The 18797-nt window shown below is 49.0% G+C and carries 20 protein-coding genes; all 20 read left to right on the forward strand.

Going from position 1 to position 18797, the window contains the following annotated elements; translation table 11 throughout:
* Positions 1-382: 382 nt before the first annotated feature.
* The 20 genes from F3H20_RS03320 (at position 383) to rpiB (ending at position 18789) form a co-directional block, all read left to right on the forward strand.
* Positions 383-1423: an HD-GYP domain-containing protein gene (locus tag F3H20_RS03320; protein ID WP_149733556.1), complete on the forward strand. Its 1041-nt coding sequence runs from the start codon at positions 383-385 to the stop codon at positions 1421-1423.
* Positions 1424-1609: 186 nt separating this feature from the next.
* Entirely contained in the window at positions 1610-4573 is a 2964-nt protein-coding gene (locus F3H20_RS03325) for a sigma 54-interacting transcriptional regulator (RefSeq protein WP_149733557.1), read from the forward strand.
* Positions 4574-4775: 202 nt separating this feature from the next.
* Complete coding sequence (locus tag F3H20_RS03330; protein ID WP_149733558.1) at positions 4776-5801, forward strand: zinc-binding dehydrogenase; 1026 nt, start codon at positions 4776-4778, stop codon at positions 5799-5801.
* 279 nt (positions 5802-6080) lie between these two features.
* Positions 6081-6569, forward strand: a complete 489-nt coding sequence (locus tag F3H20_RS03335; RefSeq protein ID WP_149733559.1) for a PTS sugar transporter subunit IIA — start codon at positions 6081-6083, stop codon at positions 6567-6569.
* Positions 6570-6625: 56 nt separating this feature from the next.
* Positions 6626-7030 carry a hypothetical protein gene (locus F3H20_RS03340; RefSeq protein ID WP_149733560.1) on the forward strand — a complete coding sequence of 135 codons (405 nt, stop codon included), beginning with the start codon at positions 6626-6628 and terminating at the stop codon, positions 7028-7030.
* A gap of 29 nt (positions 7031-7059) precedes the next feature.
* Positions 7060-7671, forward strand: a complete 612-nt coding sequence (locus F3H20_RS03345) for a KpsF/GutQ family sugar-phosphate isomerase (RefSeq protein WP_188128181.1) — start codon at positions 7060-7062, stop codon at positions 7669-7671.
* A 33-nt stretch (positions 7672-7704) separates the two neighbouring features.
* Positions 7705-8454: an SDR family NAD(P)-dependent oxidoreductase gene (locus tag F3H20_RS03350; RefSeq protein ID WP_149733562.1), complete on the forward strand. Its 750-nt coding sequence runs from the start codon at positions 7705-7707 to the stop codon at positions 8452-8454.
* A 54-nt stretch (positions 8455-8508) separates the two neighbouring features.
* Entirely contained in the window at positions 8509-9165 is a 657-nt protein-coding gene (gene rpe, locus F3H20_RS03355; protein ID WP_149733563.1) for a ribulose-phosphate 3-epimerase, read from the forward strand.
* Between the two features lie 69 nt (positions 9166-9234).
* Complete coding sequence (rpe, locus tag F3H20_RS03360; protein ID WP_149733564.1) at positions 9235-9927, forward strand: ribulose-phosphate 3-epimerase; 693 nt, start codon at positions 9235-9237, stop codon at positions 9925-9927.
* Positions 9911-10945, forward strand: coding sequence for a zinc-dependent alcohol dehydrogenase (locus F3H20_RS03365; protein ID WP_188128182.1), 1035 nt, complete (start codon positions 9911-9913; stop codon positions 10943-10945). The genes rpe (F3H20_RS03360) and F3H20_RS03365 overlap by 17 nt, the downstream gene beginning before the upstream one ends.
* Positions 10946-11109: 164 nt before the next feature.
* Positions 11110-11403 (forward strand): PTS sugar transporter subunit IIB, encoded by a 294-nt coding sequence (locus F3H20_RS03370; RefSeq protein WP_091744074.1) that lies wholly within the window; start codon positions 11110-11112, stop codon positions 11401-11403.
* 30 nt (positions 11404-11433) lie between these two features.
* Positions 11434-12711, forward strand: a complete 1278-nt coding sequence (locus tag F3H20_RS03375; RefSeq protein ID WP_091744073.1) for a PTS galactitol transporter subunit IIC — start codon at positions 11434-11436, stop codon at positions 12709-12711.
* A gap of 82 nt (positions 12712-12793) precedes the next feature.
* Entirely contained in the window at positions 12794-13843 is a 1050-nt protein-coding gene (locus F3H20_RS03380) for an alcohol dehydrogenase catalytic domain-containing protein (RefSeq protein ID WP_149733566.1), read from the forward strand.
* A gap of 9 nt (positions 13844-13852) precedes the next feature.
* Positions 13853-14617 carry an SDR family NAD(P)-dependent oxidoreductase gene (locus F3H20_RS03385; protein ID WP_149733567.1) on the forward strand — a complete coding sequence of 255 codons (765 nt, stop codon included), beginning with the start codon at positions 13853-13855 and terminating at the stop codon, positions 14615-14617.
* Positions 14618-14646: 29 nt separating this feature from the next.
* Entirely contained in the window at positions 14647-15321 is a 675-nt protein-coding gene (gene deoC / locus F3H20_RS03390; protein WP_149733568.1) for a deoxyribose-phosphate aldolase, read from the forward strand.
* Positions 15302-16129: an SDR family NAD(P)-dependent oxidoreductase gene (locus F3H20_RS03395; protein WP_188128183.1), complete on the forward strand. Its 828-nt coding sequence runs from the start codon at positions 15302-15304 to the stop codon at positions 16127-16129. The genes deoC and F3H20_RS03395 overlap by 20 nt, the downstream gene beginning before the upstream one ends.
* Before the next feature lie 46 nt (positions 16130-16175).
* On the forward strand, positions 16176-16820 hold the full coding sequence (locus F3H20_RS03400) for an HAD-IA family hydrolase (RefSeq protein ID WP_149733570.1): 645 nt from the start codon (positions 16176-16178) through the stop codon (positions 16818-16820).
* Between the two features lie 63 nt (positions 16821-16883).
* Positions 16884-17174, forward strand: a complete 291-nt coding sequence (locus F3H20_RS03405) for a PTS sugar transporter subunit IIB (protein WP_149733571.1) — start codon at positions 16884-16886, stop codon at positions 17172-17174.
* Positions 17175-17232: 58 nt separating this feature from the next.
* Positions 17233-18282, forward strand: a complete 1050-nt coding sequence (locus tag F3H20_RS03410; RefSeq protein ID WP_149733572.1) for a galactitol-1-phosphate 5-dehydrogenase — start codon at positions 17233-17235, stop codon at positions 18280-18282.
* Between the two features lie 45 nt (positions 18283-18327).
* Positions 18328-18789 carry a ribose 5-phosphate isomerase B gene (rpiB, locus tag F3H20_RS03415; RefSeq protein WP_149733573.1) on the forward strand — a complete coding sequence of 154 codons (462 nt, stop codon included), beginning with the start codon at positions 18328-18330 and terminating at the stop codon, positions 18787-18789.
* Positions 18790-18797 lie beyond the last annotated feature (8 nt).

An 18797-nucleotide genomic window follows, 5' to 3' on the forward strand; every position in this document is an offset into this window, starting at 1 on the left:
GTGCCAGTTGATACTTCTTCGTACCGTTTGTTTAGTACTTTGTCCGTATCCGGGATATGAGTGTCCCGGATAGGCGTATATGTTTTATATTGAGTATTATAATGTGTAATAAAGTAAAAATGCAATAGATTTTCGTGAGTTAATATTCTGTATATTTATTTTTGTTAGTTTATATTCGTTTAAGAAGGGGAGGCGATACCCGAGACATCGCTTTAGCGGAGTCGATATTTGTATTTTTATGAAGTGGCTTAGAGGATTTTCCAAGAAAATGTAGTAGTTTGTAGGATGAAGAATTAGCAGTGATAGGCTTACAATATTATGTTTATAAAGCAGGGTCTTGGTTGTCTTTAATTCGGTGAAGTACAGGAGGAAGTGATAGGACATGGCCGGAGGACAAATAGTGGGTGTGCAGGAACTGGCAGTGGGATCAGTATTGGCGGATGCCGTAATATCGCCAAACGGCAAGGTGCTGCTAGGCAAAGGAGTCGAGCTAACGGGACGTCATATTCATTTGCTGCAGACCTGGAATGTCTCGCATGTTTATATTGCGGGACAGGAAGAACCTTGTGATGAGCGGAAAGAAGATAAGGGACCGCTTCCGTCCCGTCAGCAAATATTCGAGGAAGAGTATGGCTATATATCCAATAACGTGCAACAGGCTTTTGAGTTTATTCGCAAGCAGAAGCTGATTCCTGTTCCCGCACTGAAAGATTCGGCTTATGATATCCACCGGTTATTGTTGAGTAACCGATCCCTGATCGCATGTTTGACGGCGACACAGGAAAGCCCGATGACTGATTTCATTCTGCAGCATTCGATGAAGGTTTCCTTTTTAGCTAGCTTTATCGCCCGCCAACTGCGCTGGAACGACCAGGAAGTCCGCGATGTGGCATTAGCCAGTCTGCTTCATCACGCCGGCAATATTATGGTGCAGGACGATGAAGTGGCCCACAATAAAGCTTATATTGCTGAAGCGGCAGCTATGCTGCGAAAGACTAAAGGCCTTTCCGGTGAGACTATTTTAGGAATTGTCCAGCACCGGGAGCATGTGGACGGGACTGGGGTTCCCACTGGGGTTGACGGCAACCGGATTCATCCTTATGCAAAGGTGATTGCCGTAGCCGATGCTTTCCATGCACGGGCCTGCCAAAATAAATTTGGAGCGCCATTTTCCAGCTTGGATTTTTTATCAAAAGAGATGTTTGGCAAATTGGACCCTGTGATTTGCAATGTGTTTATCAGCCGGTTTCAGGATGATTTACTGCAAAATAAAATTATTCTGGCTGATGGCAAGGAAGCGGAGATCGTATATTTTCGTCCTAATGGTTCCAATATGCCTGTGGTAAGAACGGTGGATAATCAAATTATTGATTTGTCCCAGCAAGGGTTTTCCGCAATTCACCGGATGGCAGTGCCCTTTTAGCGGCGCTTTGTTTCAGGAGACATATGACAGCAGGGTCGGTGCGCAGGTACCGGCCTTTATTTTGTCTATCAGTTGCTACCGCCGCAATTTATTTTATCCTTCTATTTTATTGGGCTGGATAAATAGGTATAATGTAGTAGAAATGCGGAATAAATATGTAAACTTCTTGAGCGAGGTGACTGCCATTTGAAAAAGAAGTTACTGGAAATTGTCAATGCTGAAGATAAAAAAAATCCCTATACTGATGATCAAATAGCCGGAATATTGAAAATTCGGCGCGACGAAGTGACTTCACTGCGCAACGAAATGCAGCTTCCTGACTCAAGAAAGCGCCGGGAGCCTTATTTGCTGGAGGCCTTTCAGACCATCCTGGCGAAAAAGGCGAAAATCTCCGACCGGGAACTGACGGCTGAATTGAATAAGGAAGGGTTTATCGTGTCGCGCTTTACCGTAGGACAACTCCGGCGGGAACGGCTGTCTGATATGCCAACGAAGGGAAGTGACACAAAACCGGTGGAGGTTGCCGGCGAGAGCGGGGAAAAACTACCGGAGATTAACCGGCAGGCTGCGGCTGCCTTTAGACAGGTGATCGGCTGGTCGGGCACTCTGAAGCCACAAATTCAACAGGCGAAGGCGGCGGTTCTGTATCCTCCCTTTGGTCTGCATACCCTGATTTTGGGGCCGACCGGCTCGGGGAAAAGCTATCTGGCAGAGGCTATGTACCGGTACGCCGTGGAATGCGAACGGATTTCCCGGAAAGCAAAATTTATCGCCTTTAACTGCGCCGATTATGCGGAAAATCCTCAGATGCTCCTGTCCCAGTTATTTGGCTACGTCCGGGGAGCCTTTACCGGCGCGGACGGCGCGAAGGAAGGGCTGGTTGAACAGTCTGATGGCGGGGTACTGTTTCTGGATGAAGTCCATCGGCTGCCGCCGGAAGGGCAGGAATTACTATTTCATTTGATTGATAAAGGCACCTTCCGGCGTATGGGGGAAACCGGAGAACCCCGTAAGGTGCAGATACTGGTTATTGCGGCGACTAGTGAAGAGGCCGAATCTTCTTTGCTGTTCACGTTCCGGCGCCGGATTCCCATGGTGATCGAACTGCCGCCCCTGGCCGAACGGACGGTGCTGGAGCGGTATGAAATGGTGCGGGACTTTTTAAGCAAGGAAGCCGATCGTATCGGAATGAAAATAAAAATTCCCCAGCCGGTGCTGCACACCTTGCTGCTTTATGACTGCCAGGGCAATGTCGGTCAGTTGCGCAGCGATATTCAGGTGGCTTGCGCCAGGGGATTTCTTACTTGTCTGAGTGAAAGACATAAGATGGTGGAAATCAATCTTCTGGATTTGCCGCTTCACGCGCGGCGCGGTTTGACCCATGTACACAGCCGGAATCAGGAAGTGGAAAATCTGGTGCGCGGCGATTTGGTCGTCAAACCCGGCGACAAAGGGGAAAGTCTGCTGCAAATGGATGATCTGTATGTGCTTCCCCGGGAAATATATGACTTTATTGAGACCAATTATCAGGAACTGCAGGCCAGAGGGCTGAATCAGGAAGAAATCAACCGGATGATTGATAGTGAACTGGAAGCCCAATTTCGTCAGTTTGCTCAGAAGGTCAATCATTATGACCATACCATGATCTCGCAAAATCTGGTCGATCTGGTGGGGCAGCCGATTGTTGATCTTGCGGAGACGATGGTCAAAGTGGCAGAAAATGAGCTGGGCAAGGTGGACAAGCAGCTTCTCTACTATTTGGCCATTCATATCGGGGCTACGCTGGAACGCTTGCAAAAAGGCAAGCCGGTGGTCAATCCGCAGCTTGCTAAGGTTAAAAAACAGTATATTGAGGAATATAGTATAGCCCAAAAGATGCTGGCCGCCATAGTTGATAAGACGGAGTTTACGCTACCGGAAGATGAAATCGGGTTTATTGCCATGTATTTACGCGCTATGACCCATCGCGAGGAGAGCCGGCAGGGCCGGGTAGGGGTACTGGTTATGTCCCATGGCAAAGTGGCCGCCGGCATGGTGGAAGTTGCCAACTGCCTGCTTGGTGTTCACCACGCCCGAGCCCTGGAGATGTCTCTGGATGAACGGCCGGAAGCAGCCTTACACAAAGCGGTGGAACTGGTTAAGCAAATTGATGAGGGTAAAGGGGTACTGTTGCTGGCTGATATGGGTTCGTTGATTACCTTTGGCGAACTAATCACCCAAAAGACCAACATTCCCACCTTTACCGTTCCCCGCGTAGATACCGTTATGGTTTTAGAGGCCGTGAGACGGGCTATGTTGCCGGATACGCAGCTTAGTGAAATTGTGGAAACCATTGATACCGACAAAGTGGGCTTAGGCAGGTTTATTGCCCAAACGGACAATACAGGTAAACCGCACAACAAGGCGATCCTTACCATTTGCATCACCGGGGAGGGAACAGCGAAAAAGTTTAAGCAGCTTATCGAGAAAATGGTGCCCGAGCTATGTGGTCAGGTGGAAATCATCACATTGGGAATTACCGGTAAAGAGGATATCCAGGAGCGAATTGAAAAGATACAACAGACCTATACGGTAGTCGCCATTGTAGGCAGTCTGCGGCCGAAGAACTCTGCCATACCTTTTGTCACAGTGGAGGAAATGTTGGACGGCCGGGCTGCGTCACGGCTGCGGGACATTGTGCTGGGCAGTGGTTTGGCCGTGACGAAAGTGCGGTCGCCGCTGACGGATTTTGTTGACCCGGAACTGATTATTGTTCGACCGGCCTATACCACCAAACAGGAGGTATTGGATTGTTTGGCCAATCTTTTGATTGAAAAGGGCTATGTAACTCCCGAATTTCTGCTGGATGTGTATAAAAGGGAGGTCATGGGATATACCTTATTGGAAAGCAAGGCGGCCATTCCTCATGGCAGTCTGGAGAACGTAATCAAGCCCGGCATGGCTATCGCCATACTGAATGAACCGATATACTGGTCCGACGACGGTATGGCAGAGACTGTTGCCATGCTGGCTATCACGGAGCAAGCCACTGAGGAAGTCACCTATGTTATCACCTTGTTGGAGGATGAACCCTTTTTAAGGAGTCTGGCTCATTTTCAGACGGCGGAGGAAATAAAAAGTGCTTTTTTGGAATTCAGGCTGCTATCTTAGTTTTGGTGAGAGGCAGCATATTGCATACTATGTGCGGTGAAAACCGTCATCATAGTATGTTTTTTTTTATGCTGCGTTAGCGGTGAATATGGACGGCGCATAATCTGCCAAATGCCTGGCATGAATCTTGCAACCTAAGAGGGGTGAGCGGCCACTTGGCAGTGGCGGTTATTTTTAAACGGTAGATAAAGGAGTGTTTTTGATGAAAGCAGCCATGTTTTACGGACCGGAAAACGTAAAGGTGGAAGAAGTACCGGTGCCGGTAGCCGGACCAGGTGAATTGGTTATCAAGAATCGGGTGGCACTTACCTGCGGTACCGATGTCAAAACCTATGTGCGAGGGTATCCGCTGTTTAAACCGCCCTACGGTTTTGGTCATGAAGCGGCAGGAGTAGTGGCACAGGTCGGCGAGGGAGTTGCCGGCTTTCAGGTGGGAGACCGGGTGGTGGCCCACAATTCCGCCCCCTGCAATGTTTGTTTTTACTGTAAGCAGGGGCAGCATTCCATGTGTGACCATATCACGTTTAACCAAGGGGCGTTTGCCGAATATGAGAAAATCCCGGCGGCCATCGTTAAGCAAAATGTGTTTCATATTCCCGACACGATGGATTTTGCCGATGCCGCGCTGGTAGAGCCTTTTTCCTGTGCGGTCTATGGTATTGAGCAAATTGGTATTGAAGCGGGCGATACCGTCGTTGTCAACGGTGCCGGGCCAATTGGACTGATGTTTGTCCGTCTGGCCCATTACCGCGGGGCCAGGGTCATCGCCACCGACCTTTCCGACGAACGTTTGGCGCTGGCTAAAAATATGGGGGCTGCCGTTACCATCAATCCGGGACAGACAGGCAATGCGGTGGACCTCGTTCGGAGCCATACGGAAAATCAGCGGGGAGTGGATGTGGCCATTGAAGCCGTCGGACAGACGGAATTGTGGGAAAAAACCATAAACATGGCCCGCAAAGGCGGCAAAGTGCTGCTCTTTGGCGGAACAAAAGCAGGAACCGCTGTTTCCATTGATGCCAACTTGCTGCATTATTCCCAATTGACCATTAAGGGAGTCTTTCACACGACACCCAGACATGTGCAGATTGCCTTCGATTTGATCAAAAACGGAATGATTACAGCCAGGGATTTTGTTGGCAACCGCTATCCGCTTGATGAAATTGAGAAGGCCATTTTGTCACATAAATCAGGGAAGGTAATAAAAAATTGCATCACATTTGACTGATTTTGTCCTAATTGAGTATGATGATTGCCGTTGAAGTGGAATAAAGTGTGGCAGAATTAGTTTTATGCTGTGAAATATAGTGGACGAAAACGTGAGCGATACAATAACTAAACCGGGATAATCAAGAGAAATAAAGCCTCGCGAAATCTGCCACCAGGTTGGCACGCAACTTGCAATAATAATGAGCAGCAGAAGGGTTTAGCAGTAAATCATAACTGGTTATCTTGCCAGCTTACATTTTGCAGAAAAGTACAACTAGCCGGTTAGGGAGGAAATGAAGTGAACAACGAAATTGCGGAACAAACAGGTTTTATTGGAACCACTCTGGAGGCTAAAACCAAGGAAGCGGCGATCAGCGCTTTAGCGGGACTATTTCTGGAAAATGGTTTTGTAAAAGACAGCTATCCGGGAGCGGTACTTGCCAGGGAACAGACCTTCCCCACAGGGCTGCCCACCGAAACCTTTGGCGTAGCCATTCCTCATACTGACTCGGTTCATGTTATACGGCCCGGTGTTGCCATTGGCGTATTGAAAGAACCTATCGAGTTCGGCATGATGGGCTATCCTGGTGAAGCTGTGCAAGTCAAACTATTGTTCATGCTTGCTATTAAAGACTCCAATATGCAGATACAACTGCTGCAGGATTTAGTCGGATTGTTTTCGGAGGCCCCATTGATGAATCAACTGATTGTCTGTACCGAGTCAGAAAGAATTGTCGAATTGGTCCAATCCTACTTACAGGAGCTTAAAGAAGCAATCAATAGTTGAAAAGCACAGTAGCCGGCGGGAAAATAAAAGGAACAATCCGGTCAGGAGGGGTTTAGATGAGTTTTATTGACGGCTATATGCGGTTTTTTCTTGGGATTCCCGGCCAGATGGCCTTTGAGTTTGCCAAGCATTATGAGTATTTCATTTATGCCTTTGGTATGGTTTACGGACTGTTTATTACCGTAGCGGCCTATAATTACCGCGCCATATTGCCGCGGCGGAGCGAGCGGTTTATCAGGGAACGGATTCGTCACATTAAAGCAACCCAGCAGGATATAAATACCGAGGAATTGGCCCACCGCGTTGTGGGTGAATGGAAACAAATGATTGACGCCCTGCCGAAGTATATGTGCATCATGGGTAAGCGGGACTATTGGGTGGTCTGGCCTGATGGGGAAAAATACGCTGAAAAGCTTAATATTAATCATCTGTATGTGAAAGAACTATGCAGCCGCCTGTAATGCTTCACGGCAAAGGAGGAGACGGGAGAATGGAACAGACGGAGTTTGATTTGCTGGAATATGGGCGCAACGGTTTGCAGGAAGAAGCCAACGCTCTGTTGACCGCGGCAGCAAGAATCGATGAAGAGTTTAAAACGGCGGTTGATCTGGTGTGCCGCTGCCAGGGCAAGGTGATTTTAACCGGCGTGGGCAAATCGGGGATTGTTGCTCATAAAATTGCGGCTACCATGGCCTGCGCCGGTATCCCAGCCTTCTTTCTGCACGCGGCTGAATCGTTTCACGGTGACCTGGGCGCTGTGCAGCGGCAGGATGTAGTGATTTTTATCTCCAACAGTGGTAACAGTGATGAAATAAAAAGGGGATTGGTTCAGGCATTGAAGCGGGTAGGTGTGAAGCTGATCGCCTTTACTGCCAAGCCTGATTCCATCTTAGGTCAACACAGTGATGCTATATTGGATATTACCGTTGAAAAGGAAATTTGTCCGCTGGGACTTTCGGCAACTACTTCAACAACGCTGACTATGGCTATGGGCGATATTTTAGCCATGGCGGTGATGAAAAAGAAGGGAACTACCTTGGCCGATTTTGGTTTTTTGCATCAAGGGGGAGCTCGCGGCAGTGAGCTAAAAGGCGAGGTATAAACCTATTCTCTTCTCTTAAGGAGGCTTTTCTATATGCTTACAAACAAGGTTGCCTTTATTACCGGGGCGGCCCAGGGAATCGGGCGGCAAATTGCCGTAGATATGGCTCGCGAAGGAGCGAAGGTAATCATTGGCGATATTTTGCCTAAAGCCGGTGAGACCGTCGAACTGATTAAACAAAAGGGGGGTGAGGCTGCCTTCATCCCTCTGGATATAACCAAGTTTGATGATGTACAGAACGCAGTGAAGCAAATTATGGACTCATACGGTAAGCTTGATATCCTGGTTCCCAATGCCAGCATCGTAACCCATAATAATCTTTTGGATATCAGTCCGGAGGAATGGAGCCGGGTAATTGCCATTAATTTAACAGGTACTTTTTATACGCTAAAGGCCGTATTGCCCCATATGGTGGCACAGGGAGCCGGTAAAATCATCATCATATCCTCCGGATCGGCTGCCACCGGCAGTGGCGGCGGGGCGCACTATGCGGCCAGCAAGGCCGGTCAGAACGCCCTGGTGAGAAATTTGGCCCGTGATTTTGGTCCAGATGGAATTACAGCCAATGCCATTGCACCCAGGGTCATACAGACGGAAATGCTGGATGCCTTATATCCGCAGGGAAGCCCGGCCCGGGAGAGCGTGATCAACCGCATTCCGGTGCGCCGCGTAGGTTTGCCGGAGGACATATCCGAGTTATGCGTGTTCCTGGCCTCCGATAAGGCCAGCTATATAAACGGTCAGATCATTTTGGTTGACGGCGGCCGGACGTACGCCTCGTAGCCCCACCCTGTTTGAATAATAATCAAATATAGTAGAAGAAGGAGATCATATCATATGAGTGTTATTATACAACCCTCGCTGTTTGCCGCCGATATGGGATATTTGGCCGAGGAGCTAAAAGCTATAGAAGCCAGTGGCATTACCGAACTGCATGTCGATGTGATGGATGGCAACTTTGTTCCCAACATTGCCTTTGGCCCTGATCAGGTTAGCATACTCCGCCCGCTGACCAAGTTGAAATTTGACGTGCACATGATGGTGGTTAATCCGGACCGGTATATTCCCCGCTATGCGGAGGCAGGTGCTGAGGTCATCACCGTGCATGCCGAAGCCTGTGTCCATTTGCACAGAACGCTTCAACTAATCAAAAGCCTGGGTAAACAGGCAGGTGTAGCCCTTAATCCGGGGACGCCGCTTGATGTGTTGGATTATGTGTATGATTTGCTGGATCAGGTTTTGATTATGACAGTGAATCCCGGTTGTGGCAGGCAAAAGACCATTCTCGGATTAACCGAAAAAATAAAACGGTTGTCAGAAATAAAACAGGCCAACCAGTATGGGTTTGCGATTCAGATAGACGGCGGCATTAATAAGGACAATATTAACAAGCTTATTGAAGCCGGTGCGGAAAATATCGTAATTGGGGCGGCTGCCTTCCAAAGAGGCAAGACAAAAAATACGCTGGAAGAATTTGTTGCTCTGGTTAAATAAAGCGGCTAACAAAAACAGATTGGCCACAAGAAAAAGCTGCAAAGGTGCCGAGAAACGGGAGGAATCACCATGATACAAATTGCCGCATCCATGATGTGTGCCGACCAGTTGGAATTAAGAAGGGAATTGCAAAGGCTGGAAGAGGCGAAAGTCGATTTGCTGCACTGCGATGTAATGGACGGATTGTATGTTCCCAATATGGCCATGAGCTATTCTATGCTGGAGCAGATCAGGCAATTTACGAGTATTCCGCTGGACATCCATTTGATGATTGTTGAGCCGGAAAGATATCTAAACCAGTTTGCCGATCTGCAGCCGGGATATATTTCCATCCATGCCGAAGCGGCGACGCATTTGCACCGGGCCGTTCAGATGATAAAAAAACGGGGAATTAGGGCGGCTGTAGCCCTGAATCCGTCCACGCCGCTTTCCCACATCGAATATGTTTTAGCCGAGCTGGACATGGTGCTGATCATGACGGTTGACCCCGGCTATGCCGGACAAAAATTCATTCCCGCCATGATTGAAAAAATTAGAGAATTGAAAAAAATTAGCCTTAAAAAGAAGCCCGACTTACTGATTCAGGTGGATGGGAATATCAACGGCCAGACGATTCCACCGGCTGTGGCGGCAGGAGCAAACATTCTGGTAGGCGGCACGGCTTCCATCTTCAAGGGACCGGAAGCCGACTACAAGAAGCTGGTACAGGATATGCGGGTTTCGGCTATGTTGGGAGGGCATGAATATGAAAGCGTTAGTTAAATTTGAGCAAGGACCTGGCAACTTGGAACTCAGGGAGGTGCCTACGCCGGAACCGGCTGCGGGCCAGGTGCGTATGAAAGTATTGCGGTCGGGTATTTGCCATACCGACCTGGACTATTACCATGTAGGCGGCGCGCCGTTAAAACCGCCGGTTATTCTCGGCCATGAAGTAGCCGGCGTGGTGGATGCCGTAGGCGAAGGCGTTGTCCAGTTTAAACCCGGTGACCGCGTGCTGACTCAGACAACCTACCGGGTTTGCGGCACCTGCCGATTCTGCCGGAGAGGCCAGTTGAACCACTGTATTGCCCGTCAGGGGATAGGATCGATAGCTAACGGCGGTTTTGCCGAATATCTGGTCAACCGGGAAGAAAGCATTATGAAACTGCCTGATTCGGTCAGTTTTGAAGAAGGCGCTGTGGTAGAGCCGCTGGCCTGCGGGGTGCATGCTCTGATGGAGCGGACCAATGTGTGCGTCGATTCAGTTGTCGTCATCCTGGGGCCCGGCGCTATCGGTCTGTTAGCGGCACAGGTCGCCAAGGCGCAAGGAGCCTTTGTGATTATGGCCGGTCTTACGCCGGACCGGGAGCGGCTGGATCTGGCACTAAAGCTTGGAATTGACCGGACGGTGGACATTGCCAAAGAAGATCTGGAAACAGTGGTCAAAAGCTATACCGAAAACTATGGGGCCGACATGGTGGTCGAAGCCACCGGAGCCAGGCCGGCTGTGGATATGAGCATGAAGATAACAGCCAAGGACGGGATTCTCATTCCCATGAGTTATTTCCCCCGTCCGATTGAAGTGGATTATTATCAGATCAAGCAGCGCGAACTGAACGTATTCGGTTCATCCAGTCAGATTCCCAGTTCCTGGAGCAAGGCGTTGAAGTTGATTGAAAACGGCAAGGTTAACGCCAAAGCGGTGATTTCCCATGTATTGCCCATGTCCGAATGGCAAGAAGCGTTTGCCATCGTGGAAAATAAGCAGGGCTTGAAAGTCATGCTGGATCCGACCAGATGATTTTCTTGGAGCACCTTTTATCTTAGGTTACAAAAGAATATCTGCCGGTGTAGGAGACCGGCAGATACACTCTTGTAATATACAATTTGGTCATGAGAGGTGATGAAGGAAAGCCGGGTTTCGATTTGTGCCAAAAATAAAAAACGTTAAGGAGGAATGGGATTATGGCGATCAAAAAAATCTTGTGTGCCTGCGGTACCGGAATAGCAACTTCTACAGTTGTTGCCAACAAGGTAAGGCAATTGTGCAAGGAAAACGGAATTGACGCTTCAGTGGATACCTGCAAAGTAACCGAAGCGGCACAAAGAGCGATTAACATGAAAGCAGACTTAATTGTAGGTTCTACTCAGGTGCCGGGAGACACACAAGGAATTCCCATTATAATCGGTATGGCTTTCCTCAGCGGTATGAAGCTGCCGGAAACTAAAGCGAAGATACTGGAAGTATTAAAGAAATAACTCCAAGATAATGAAAAAGGAGGAGTCTTTGTGGATTTAGTGTTAGGATTTTTTAAATATGTTATTGATATGGGTACCGCCGTTGTTATGCCTCTCATCATTATAGTATTAGGTTTGGGTTTAGGTGTCAAGTTAAGCCAGGCTATTCGGGCCGGGATTACCGTCGGGATTGCTTTTACAGGCTTAAATATTGTTATCGGCTTGATGGTTAATAATATTTCTCCCGTTGCCAAGGCTTTGGTTGAAACCTATGGGTTTCAGCTTACCAGCATTGACATGGGCTGGCCGGTCGGTGCGACGCTGGCCTGGGGCACTATTGTTGTTCCCTTTGTTTTCGTAGCCATACTGGGCACTAACATTGTCATGCTGGCGATGAACTGGACGAAAACAATGGACGTGGATATTTGGAACTACTGGCATGCGTTATTTACTGCTTCCATCATTTACGGAACGACCAACAGTTTCTTTCTTGCTATTCTAAGCTCTATTCTTAATATGGCGCTGGTATTCAAACTGGCCGACTGGACGCAAAAGGACTGCGAAGAAGTACTCGGTCTGGAGGGCGTTTCGCTGCCGCATATTCAAGCCACATCATGGGCGATTATTGACTATCCGATCAACTGGCTGCTTGACAAAATTCCTGGTGTTAAAAATATTCGCTGGACTACTGATACCGTACAGGAGAAACTGGGTATCTTGGGTGAACCTATGCTAATTGGTCTAATGATTGGTGTTTTACTGGCCGGTTTCGCCAAAATGCCTTTTAAAACAGTATTAGGTGTCGGTATTGCCGTAGCTGCCGTATTGGTATTGCTGCCTAAGATGATTTCTCTGTTGATGGAAGGCCTGATGGTTATTTCAGAAGCTACCTCCGAATTTATGAATAGAAGGTTCCCGGGCCGTGAGGTGTATATCGGTCTGGATGCCGCTGTAGGTATCGGTCATCCTTTCGTAGTGGCCACGGCCTTGATCGCTATTCCGATTACTTTGCTTTTAGCCTTTATATTGCCGGGAAATACTACTTTGCCGATTGCCGATCTTTCTGTTCTGACGTTTTTCAACATCTTCTCCATTGTTCCGAGTAGGGGAAACCTGTTTAGAGGGATTATTTGTGCAACTGTCAATTCAACGATTATCCTGTATCTGGCATCGGCTGGTGCTCCACTGATGACTAAACTGGGTGTGGCTGCCGGACTTAGCTTGCCGGAAGGTGCCGCTCAGATGACTTGTTTGGCTGTGGGCGCACAATGGTACACCTGGGTCACTTATTGGGGAGCTGTAGCTCTGCACACCATGTTCGGAATCTAATAATAAAATAATGTGATAGCAGAGCTAATACGGCGGGACTCCTGCCGTATTAGCTGCTATCAGCATAGTGGAGGCGTGGGCCGTGAAGGAAATAATGCGGGCGGCAATGCTGCATGGACCGGGAACCCTCAGGCATGAAGAAGTGGAAAAACCACAATGCGGTGATAAAGAGGTTCTTATTCGGGTGAAAGCGGTAGGTCTATGCGGCTCCGACATCCGATCTATCCGGTTTGGTCATCATAAATTGGTGTATCCGCAAATTATTGGCCATGAAATTGCCGGAGAAGTAGTAGAGGTTGGCAGCCGGTTTAACGGATCCTTTCAGATCGGAGACCGGTTATATATAGGATCGCTGATTCCCTGTCATGAATGTGAGTCCTGCCGGCGAGGCTGGCAGGGGCTTTGTGAAAATCTGATTGTTCCGGGGACGGAGATTGCCGGCGGTTATGCCGAGTATATGCTGCTCACGGAAAAGCTGCTGAAGCACGGTACGAATATAATTATGCCGGAAGCTGCGGGCTATGAGGAAATGGTTCTGGTAGAGCCGCTGGCCTCCGTATATGCTTGCCAGAGGAAAGTGGATGTGAAGCTGGGTGATACGGTCGTTGTCATTGGCCTGGGCCCCGTGGGCTGCCTGCACGTGGAATTGGCAAAATTGCGGGGTGCCAGTTGTGTCATTGCTGTGGAGCAATCGGCGCAAAGACTGGAGAAGGCTGAAGCATTCGGTGCCGATTATCTTATTAATTCCGCCGAGCGGGATCCGGTGGCGGAAGTCCGCAAGATTACTAAACAGCGGGGAGCCGATATCATTATATCGGCGTGTCCGGCTATCGAAGCCCAGCAGCAGGCGGTTGCTATGGCCGGAAAAATGGGCGTGGTGGTTTTTTTCGGCGGTGTACCGAAGGGTAAGATGACGCAACTGGATACAAATACCATTCATTATAACTTGTTAACCATATATGGGCATTATGGATATAACGATTGGGACCTGCAGCAAGCTTACTATCTGGTGGTTTCAGGAAAACTAAATGCTAAACGGTATATCACCCATACGATGCCGCTTAGGGATATTGAGAAAGCCATTGCGATGACTCAATCCGGAGAGGCGATTAAAATTGTGTTAGTTCCATAGGAGGATGCTATGATCTTTCAAAATAAAGTGGCGCTGGTCACCGGAGGATCGCGCGGCATCGGTAAAGCCATTGTCGAGCGTTTGTTCCGGGAAGGTGCCAAAGTGGCGATTAATTGCGCCACCAGTGTGGCAGAGGCACAGAAAGTCGCGGATTCATTAGACGCAAGTGGTAGCAGTACGGCCGTATTTCAGGCTAACGTAGCTGTCCGCCAAGAGGTGCGGGACATGTTTGCTCGGATCATAGAGCGGTTTGGCCGGATTGATATTCTCATTAATTGCGCGGGATTGGGGATTTCCCGTGATTCTGCCCTGGCACTCAGTCAGGAGGACTGGGACCGCGGCATTGATGTCAATTTTAAAGGCAGTGCCTATTGTGCAACGGAGGCTATCCATTGGATGAAAGAGCAAGGCGGCGGTGACATTGTTAATATTGCCACGTCGGCCATTTATGCTCCCCGGGGAGGCACCATTCCTTACAGTGCTTCCAAGGCGGCTGTTGTCAATATGAGCCGGGCGCTGGCCTGGGAATTCGGGCCTTGTGGTATTAGAGTTAATGTGGTGGCGCCTGGACCGACAGAAACCGATATGGTAAAAATGTTTTTTACACCGGAAAGGCTGGCTAAGACCATTCAGGAAGTCCCGCTGCGCAAAATCTGTCAGCCGGAAGACATCGCCGGTGCAGTATGTTTCCTATTGACGTCCGATGCTGTCATGATAACCGGACAAACACTGGTGGTTGACGGTGGCCGTTCTCTACGGCACCTGGAAAGCTAACACTCTTACAATTGGAAGGAGAAATGACAATGCTGACTAAAAGTGAACTGGCCCGGATGATCGACCACTCGCTGCTAAAGCCGGATGCTTCCTATGACGATGTGGCCCGGGCCTGTCAGGAATGCATTGATTTTGGTTTTAAGACACTTTCCGTTCATTCTTCTCTCGTGAAACGGGCCGCCGATATTTTGGACGGTACCGGCATTGGAATCGACGCTACGGCCGGGTTTCCGCTGGGTGCCATGTCGACGAAAGCCAAAGTATTTGAAACAAGCGATGTGTTTAACAATGGCGCCACAGAAGTGGATACCGTGATCAATCTTGGTGCGTTAAAGGCCAAGGATTACGAACTGGTGCGCTACGATATTCAGGAAGTGGTAAAAGCTGCCGCCGGGAATGTCGTGAAAGTGATTTTGGAGAATTATTACCTTACGCCGAAAGAAATTGCCATTGCCTGTAAGCTATGTGAAGAGGCAGGCGCTCATTTTGTGAAAACCTCTACCGGTTTTGCCCCCGGTGGGGCCGTGTTGGCCGATGTGCGTCTGATGCGGCAGTCGGTCAGTCCGGCCGTAGCTGTAAAGGTGGCCGGTGGGGTGACTACGCTGAAAGATATGTTGAACTTCCTGGAGGCCGGTGCCACTCGCTGCGGAACCAGCAAGAGTTTAAAAATTATGGCGGAATATGATGCTTATGCGAACGGATAAGCCGCTGTCAGGAAAAGTTGCTTTGGTGACCGGTGGGGCAAGAGGTTTGGGCAAAGCCTTTGCCTTGCGGCTGGCAAAGCTGGGAGCCGCCGTCATGGTCAGCGACCGGGATTTGAGCGGCGGTGCCTATGCGCAGGCCGAGCTGACCGTGGAGCAGGAACTGGACACGCTGCAGGCTGGCTACGATCTGTACCAGGGCGATCTTACCAAGGAAGATGAGGTTAAGGACTTATTTGCTGCGTTGGAGACCAGGTTTGGCCGTCTGGATATTTTGGTGAATAATATCGGCGGTACGGCAGGGCCGGCTACCGCTACCGAATGTGCCAAGGATATCTGGGATAAGACGGTGGCGATGAATTTGACGACTACCTTCCTTTGCAGTAAATACGCTGCGGTGCCGATGAAAAGGCAGCAGTCCGGCAAAATTATCAATATTGCTTCCGTCGAAGGCCTGGTGCCCTTATTTATTTATCACGCTCATTATCAAGCCGCCAAGGCCGGTGTCATTTCACTTACCCGATCGCTGGCGTTGGAACTGGCTGTTTATGGCATCACTGTTAATGCGGTGGCGCCAGGCTGCATTGGCACGGAAAAGTGGGTTAAGCATTATAAACCGCTCATTCCGGATATTGTCAATCAGATTCCTTTGGGACGGCTGGGTTCGCTGGAAGACTGCGCGAAGGTGATTGAGTTTTTGGCTACCGATTTGTCTGATTATATGACAGGCGAGGTTATCAAAATTGACGGGGGCATGATTAACTTAAATCCGTCGGTGGTGGGCAGACCCACCTATGAGGTGCGGCTGTAGACCGACTGTATAGGCAAGAAAAATAACCGGCAAAGCGAGAATATGTATGAGAAATTTTGATCTAATTCTATTTGATCTGGATGGAACGCTGTTGGATACTATGAAGCTGATTACTACTTCCTATCAGATTACTATCAAGCATTTTACCGGCAAGACAGTGGAGGCGGCACACATCAGCAAATTGGTGGGAACCTCGATCCATAATATTTTGAGCCATTTCGCAGTAGAACCTACTGCTGAAACGATCGGATTTTATAAAAAAACTTCGGCAGCCAGGCATGATGATATGGTGCTGATCTATCCGGGCGTGGCCGAAACACTGCAGTTATTAAAAGAAAAGCAGGTGCGTATCGGTCTGGTTACTTCCAAAATAAAGGATTTAGCGGCGATGGGACTGGCGTTATTTTCTCTGGAGCCTTTTTTCGATGTACTTGTTTGCATGGAAGATACCACCCAACATAAGCCCGACCCGGAGCCGGTGCTGGAAGCTTGCCGTCGTTTGGATGTCCAGGACTTGTCACGGGTGCTCATGGTTGGCGATAGTCCTTTTGACATACGCTGCGCCAAGCGAGCCGGTGCCAAAACGGCAGTGGTAACCTGGTCGGATTTTTCGCCGGAGGAATTGGCAGCCGAAGAGCCGGATTATACGATTGCTTCCCTGCAGGAGTTAATTGAACTTTGTGGTGTTTGAGGCTGATTGATTCGAATTCAGGCCGGTATAACCATAAAGCTGAAAGCAAAAGGAGTTGTCAAGATGAAAGTATTGATTATAAGTGGAACGACCGATGCCAAAGCCGAAAAAATAAGCAAAGAACTGGTGGCAGGCTGCAAAAAAAGAGGGATGAATGAGGTGGAGGCTGTCGCAGTCAATCTGTTTACCAGTGATTTAAAGGAAATGGAAGAAAAGCATAACCCTGATGTCATTGTACGTCTGACGCCGAAGAGCCTGGCAGCAGGGAAACCGGTCGTTGACGGTATGCCGCTGGTCTATGCGTTTATGGGGCCTGACAAGGTTTACAACGAGTTAAAACAATATTACAAATAGCCGGGAAGCCAGGAAGTTTGTTTTTAGATTGGTAATGGAAGAAGGGAGTTTTGTGAAAATGAAAGCATTAAATTTATATGGCCCCAGAGACTTGCGATATGAAGAGACTGCCAAGGCGGTATTGGAAGATAGTAAGGAAGTCATTATCAAAGTAAAGGTGGTGGGGATCTGCGGCTCCGATATTCACCGTTATGCCAAGCTGGGGCCCTACATCGCAGGAATGACCTGGGGGCATGAGTTTTCCGGCGAAATTGAAGCAGTAGGCAGCGAAGTAGACAGCTTGAAACCCGGTGACCGTGTGACCGCTTGTCCGGCCCTGTATTGCGGTCATTGCGAGTCCTGCCGGAAGGGCGAGTTTGCCCGTTGTGAGAAGCTGACTGTCATTGGCGCCAGACATCCGGGTGCTTTCGCCGAGTATGTAAAAGTACCGGCGGAAAACTGCGTTAAATTGCCTGACAGTGTGCCTTACGATGCCGCCAGCATGATTGAACCGACCAGTGTGGCTATTCACGGGCTTTACAAAACGGGTATCGAGGCCGGTGACGATGTGGCAGTAATCGGTTGTGGCACCATTGGTCTATTAACCATTCAATGGGCTAAAATCTTTGGCGCCAGACACGTTTACGCCCTGGATATTGATGATGCCAAGCTGGAACTGGCTAAGCAACTGGGGGCTGATTTCGGTGTTAACACAAAGGATATAGAACCTCATGTAAAAATATTTGAAATGACCGGCAATCGCGGGGTAGATATTGCCGTGGAATCGGCCGGCAGCACGATTACCTCTGCTCAGGTATTCTCGCTGCCCCGTAAAGGCGGCAAGGTTGTATTCATGGGAATTCCCTATGGCGATGTGATGGTGAAGCGGTTCTATTTTGAGCGGATTGTGCGCAATGAGCTGAGTGTCTATGGCTCCTGGAATGCTATTTCGGCTCCCTTCCCGGGGAAGGAATGGCAGACAACCGTCCATTTCCTGCAGGAAGGAAAAATCAAGGTAGAACCTATGATCACCCACCGGCTCAGCCTGGCGGAAGGTCCGGCAACCTTTGAAAAGATTATCAACCGGCAAGGGAATTTCGGCAAGGTTTTATTCTATCCGGAGAAATAGGATTAGTTTTTACTATAAAATATCCGTAAGCATCGGAGGATTGTTATGAAAATTGCCATTGGCTCTGATCATGCCGGTTTTGAAATGAAAGAGAAACTAAAACAGTTTCTGGCCGACCGGAAGCTGGAAGTTCTGGACTGTGGACCTCAAGCTGGCGACAGTCCGGTGGAATATGTCCCTATTGCCAAGGCAGTGGCCCAAAAGACTGCAGCAGCAGAGGTAGGTGGCGGCATTTTGATTTGTGGCACAGGTATGGGCATGTCCATTGCCGCCAACAAAGTTCCGGGTATACGGGCCGGTCTATGTAATGAGCTGTTTACCGCGAAATATGCCAAGAGCGATGTGAATATCAATGTGCTGTGTATGGGCAGCCGGGTAATCAGCCAAAGAATGGCGGAAGAAATCACTGCGTTGTGGCTGGATACCCCTTTTACCGGTGGCCGGTTTATTCCACGGTTAAAGCAACTCAGTGATTTGGAGGCCGAAGGGAGTCAGCCTTGTTGCTAATACTTTGA

The organism is Propionispora hippei DSM 15287 (assembly GCF_900141835.1).
GTDB lineage: Bacteria > Bacillota > Negativicutes > Propionisporales > Propionisporaceae > Propionispora > Propionispora hippei.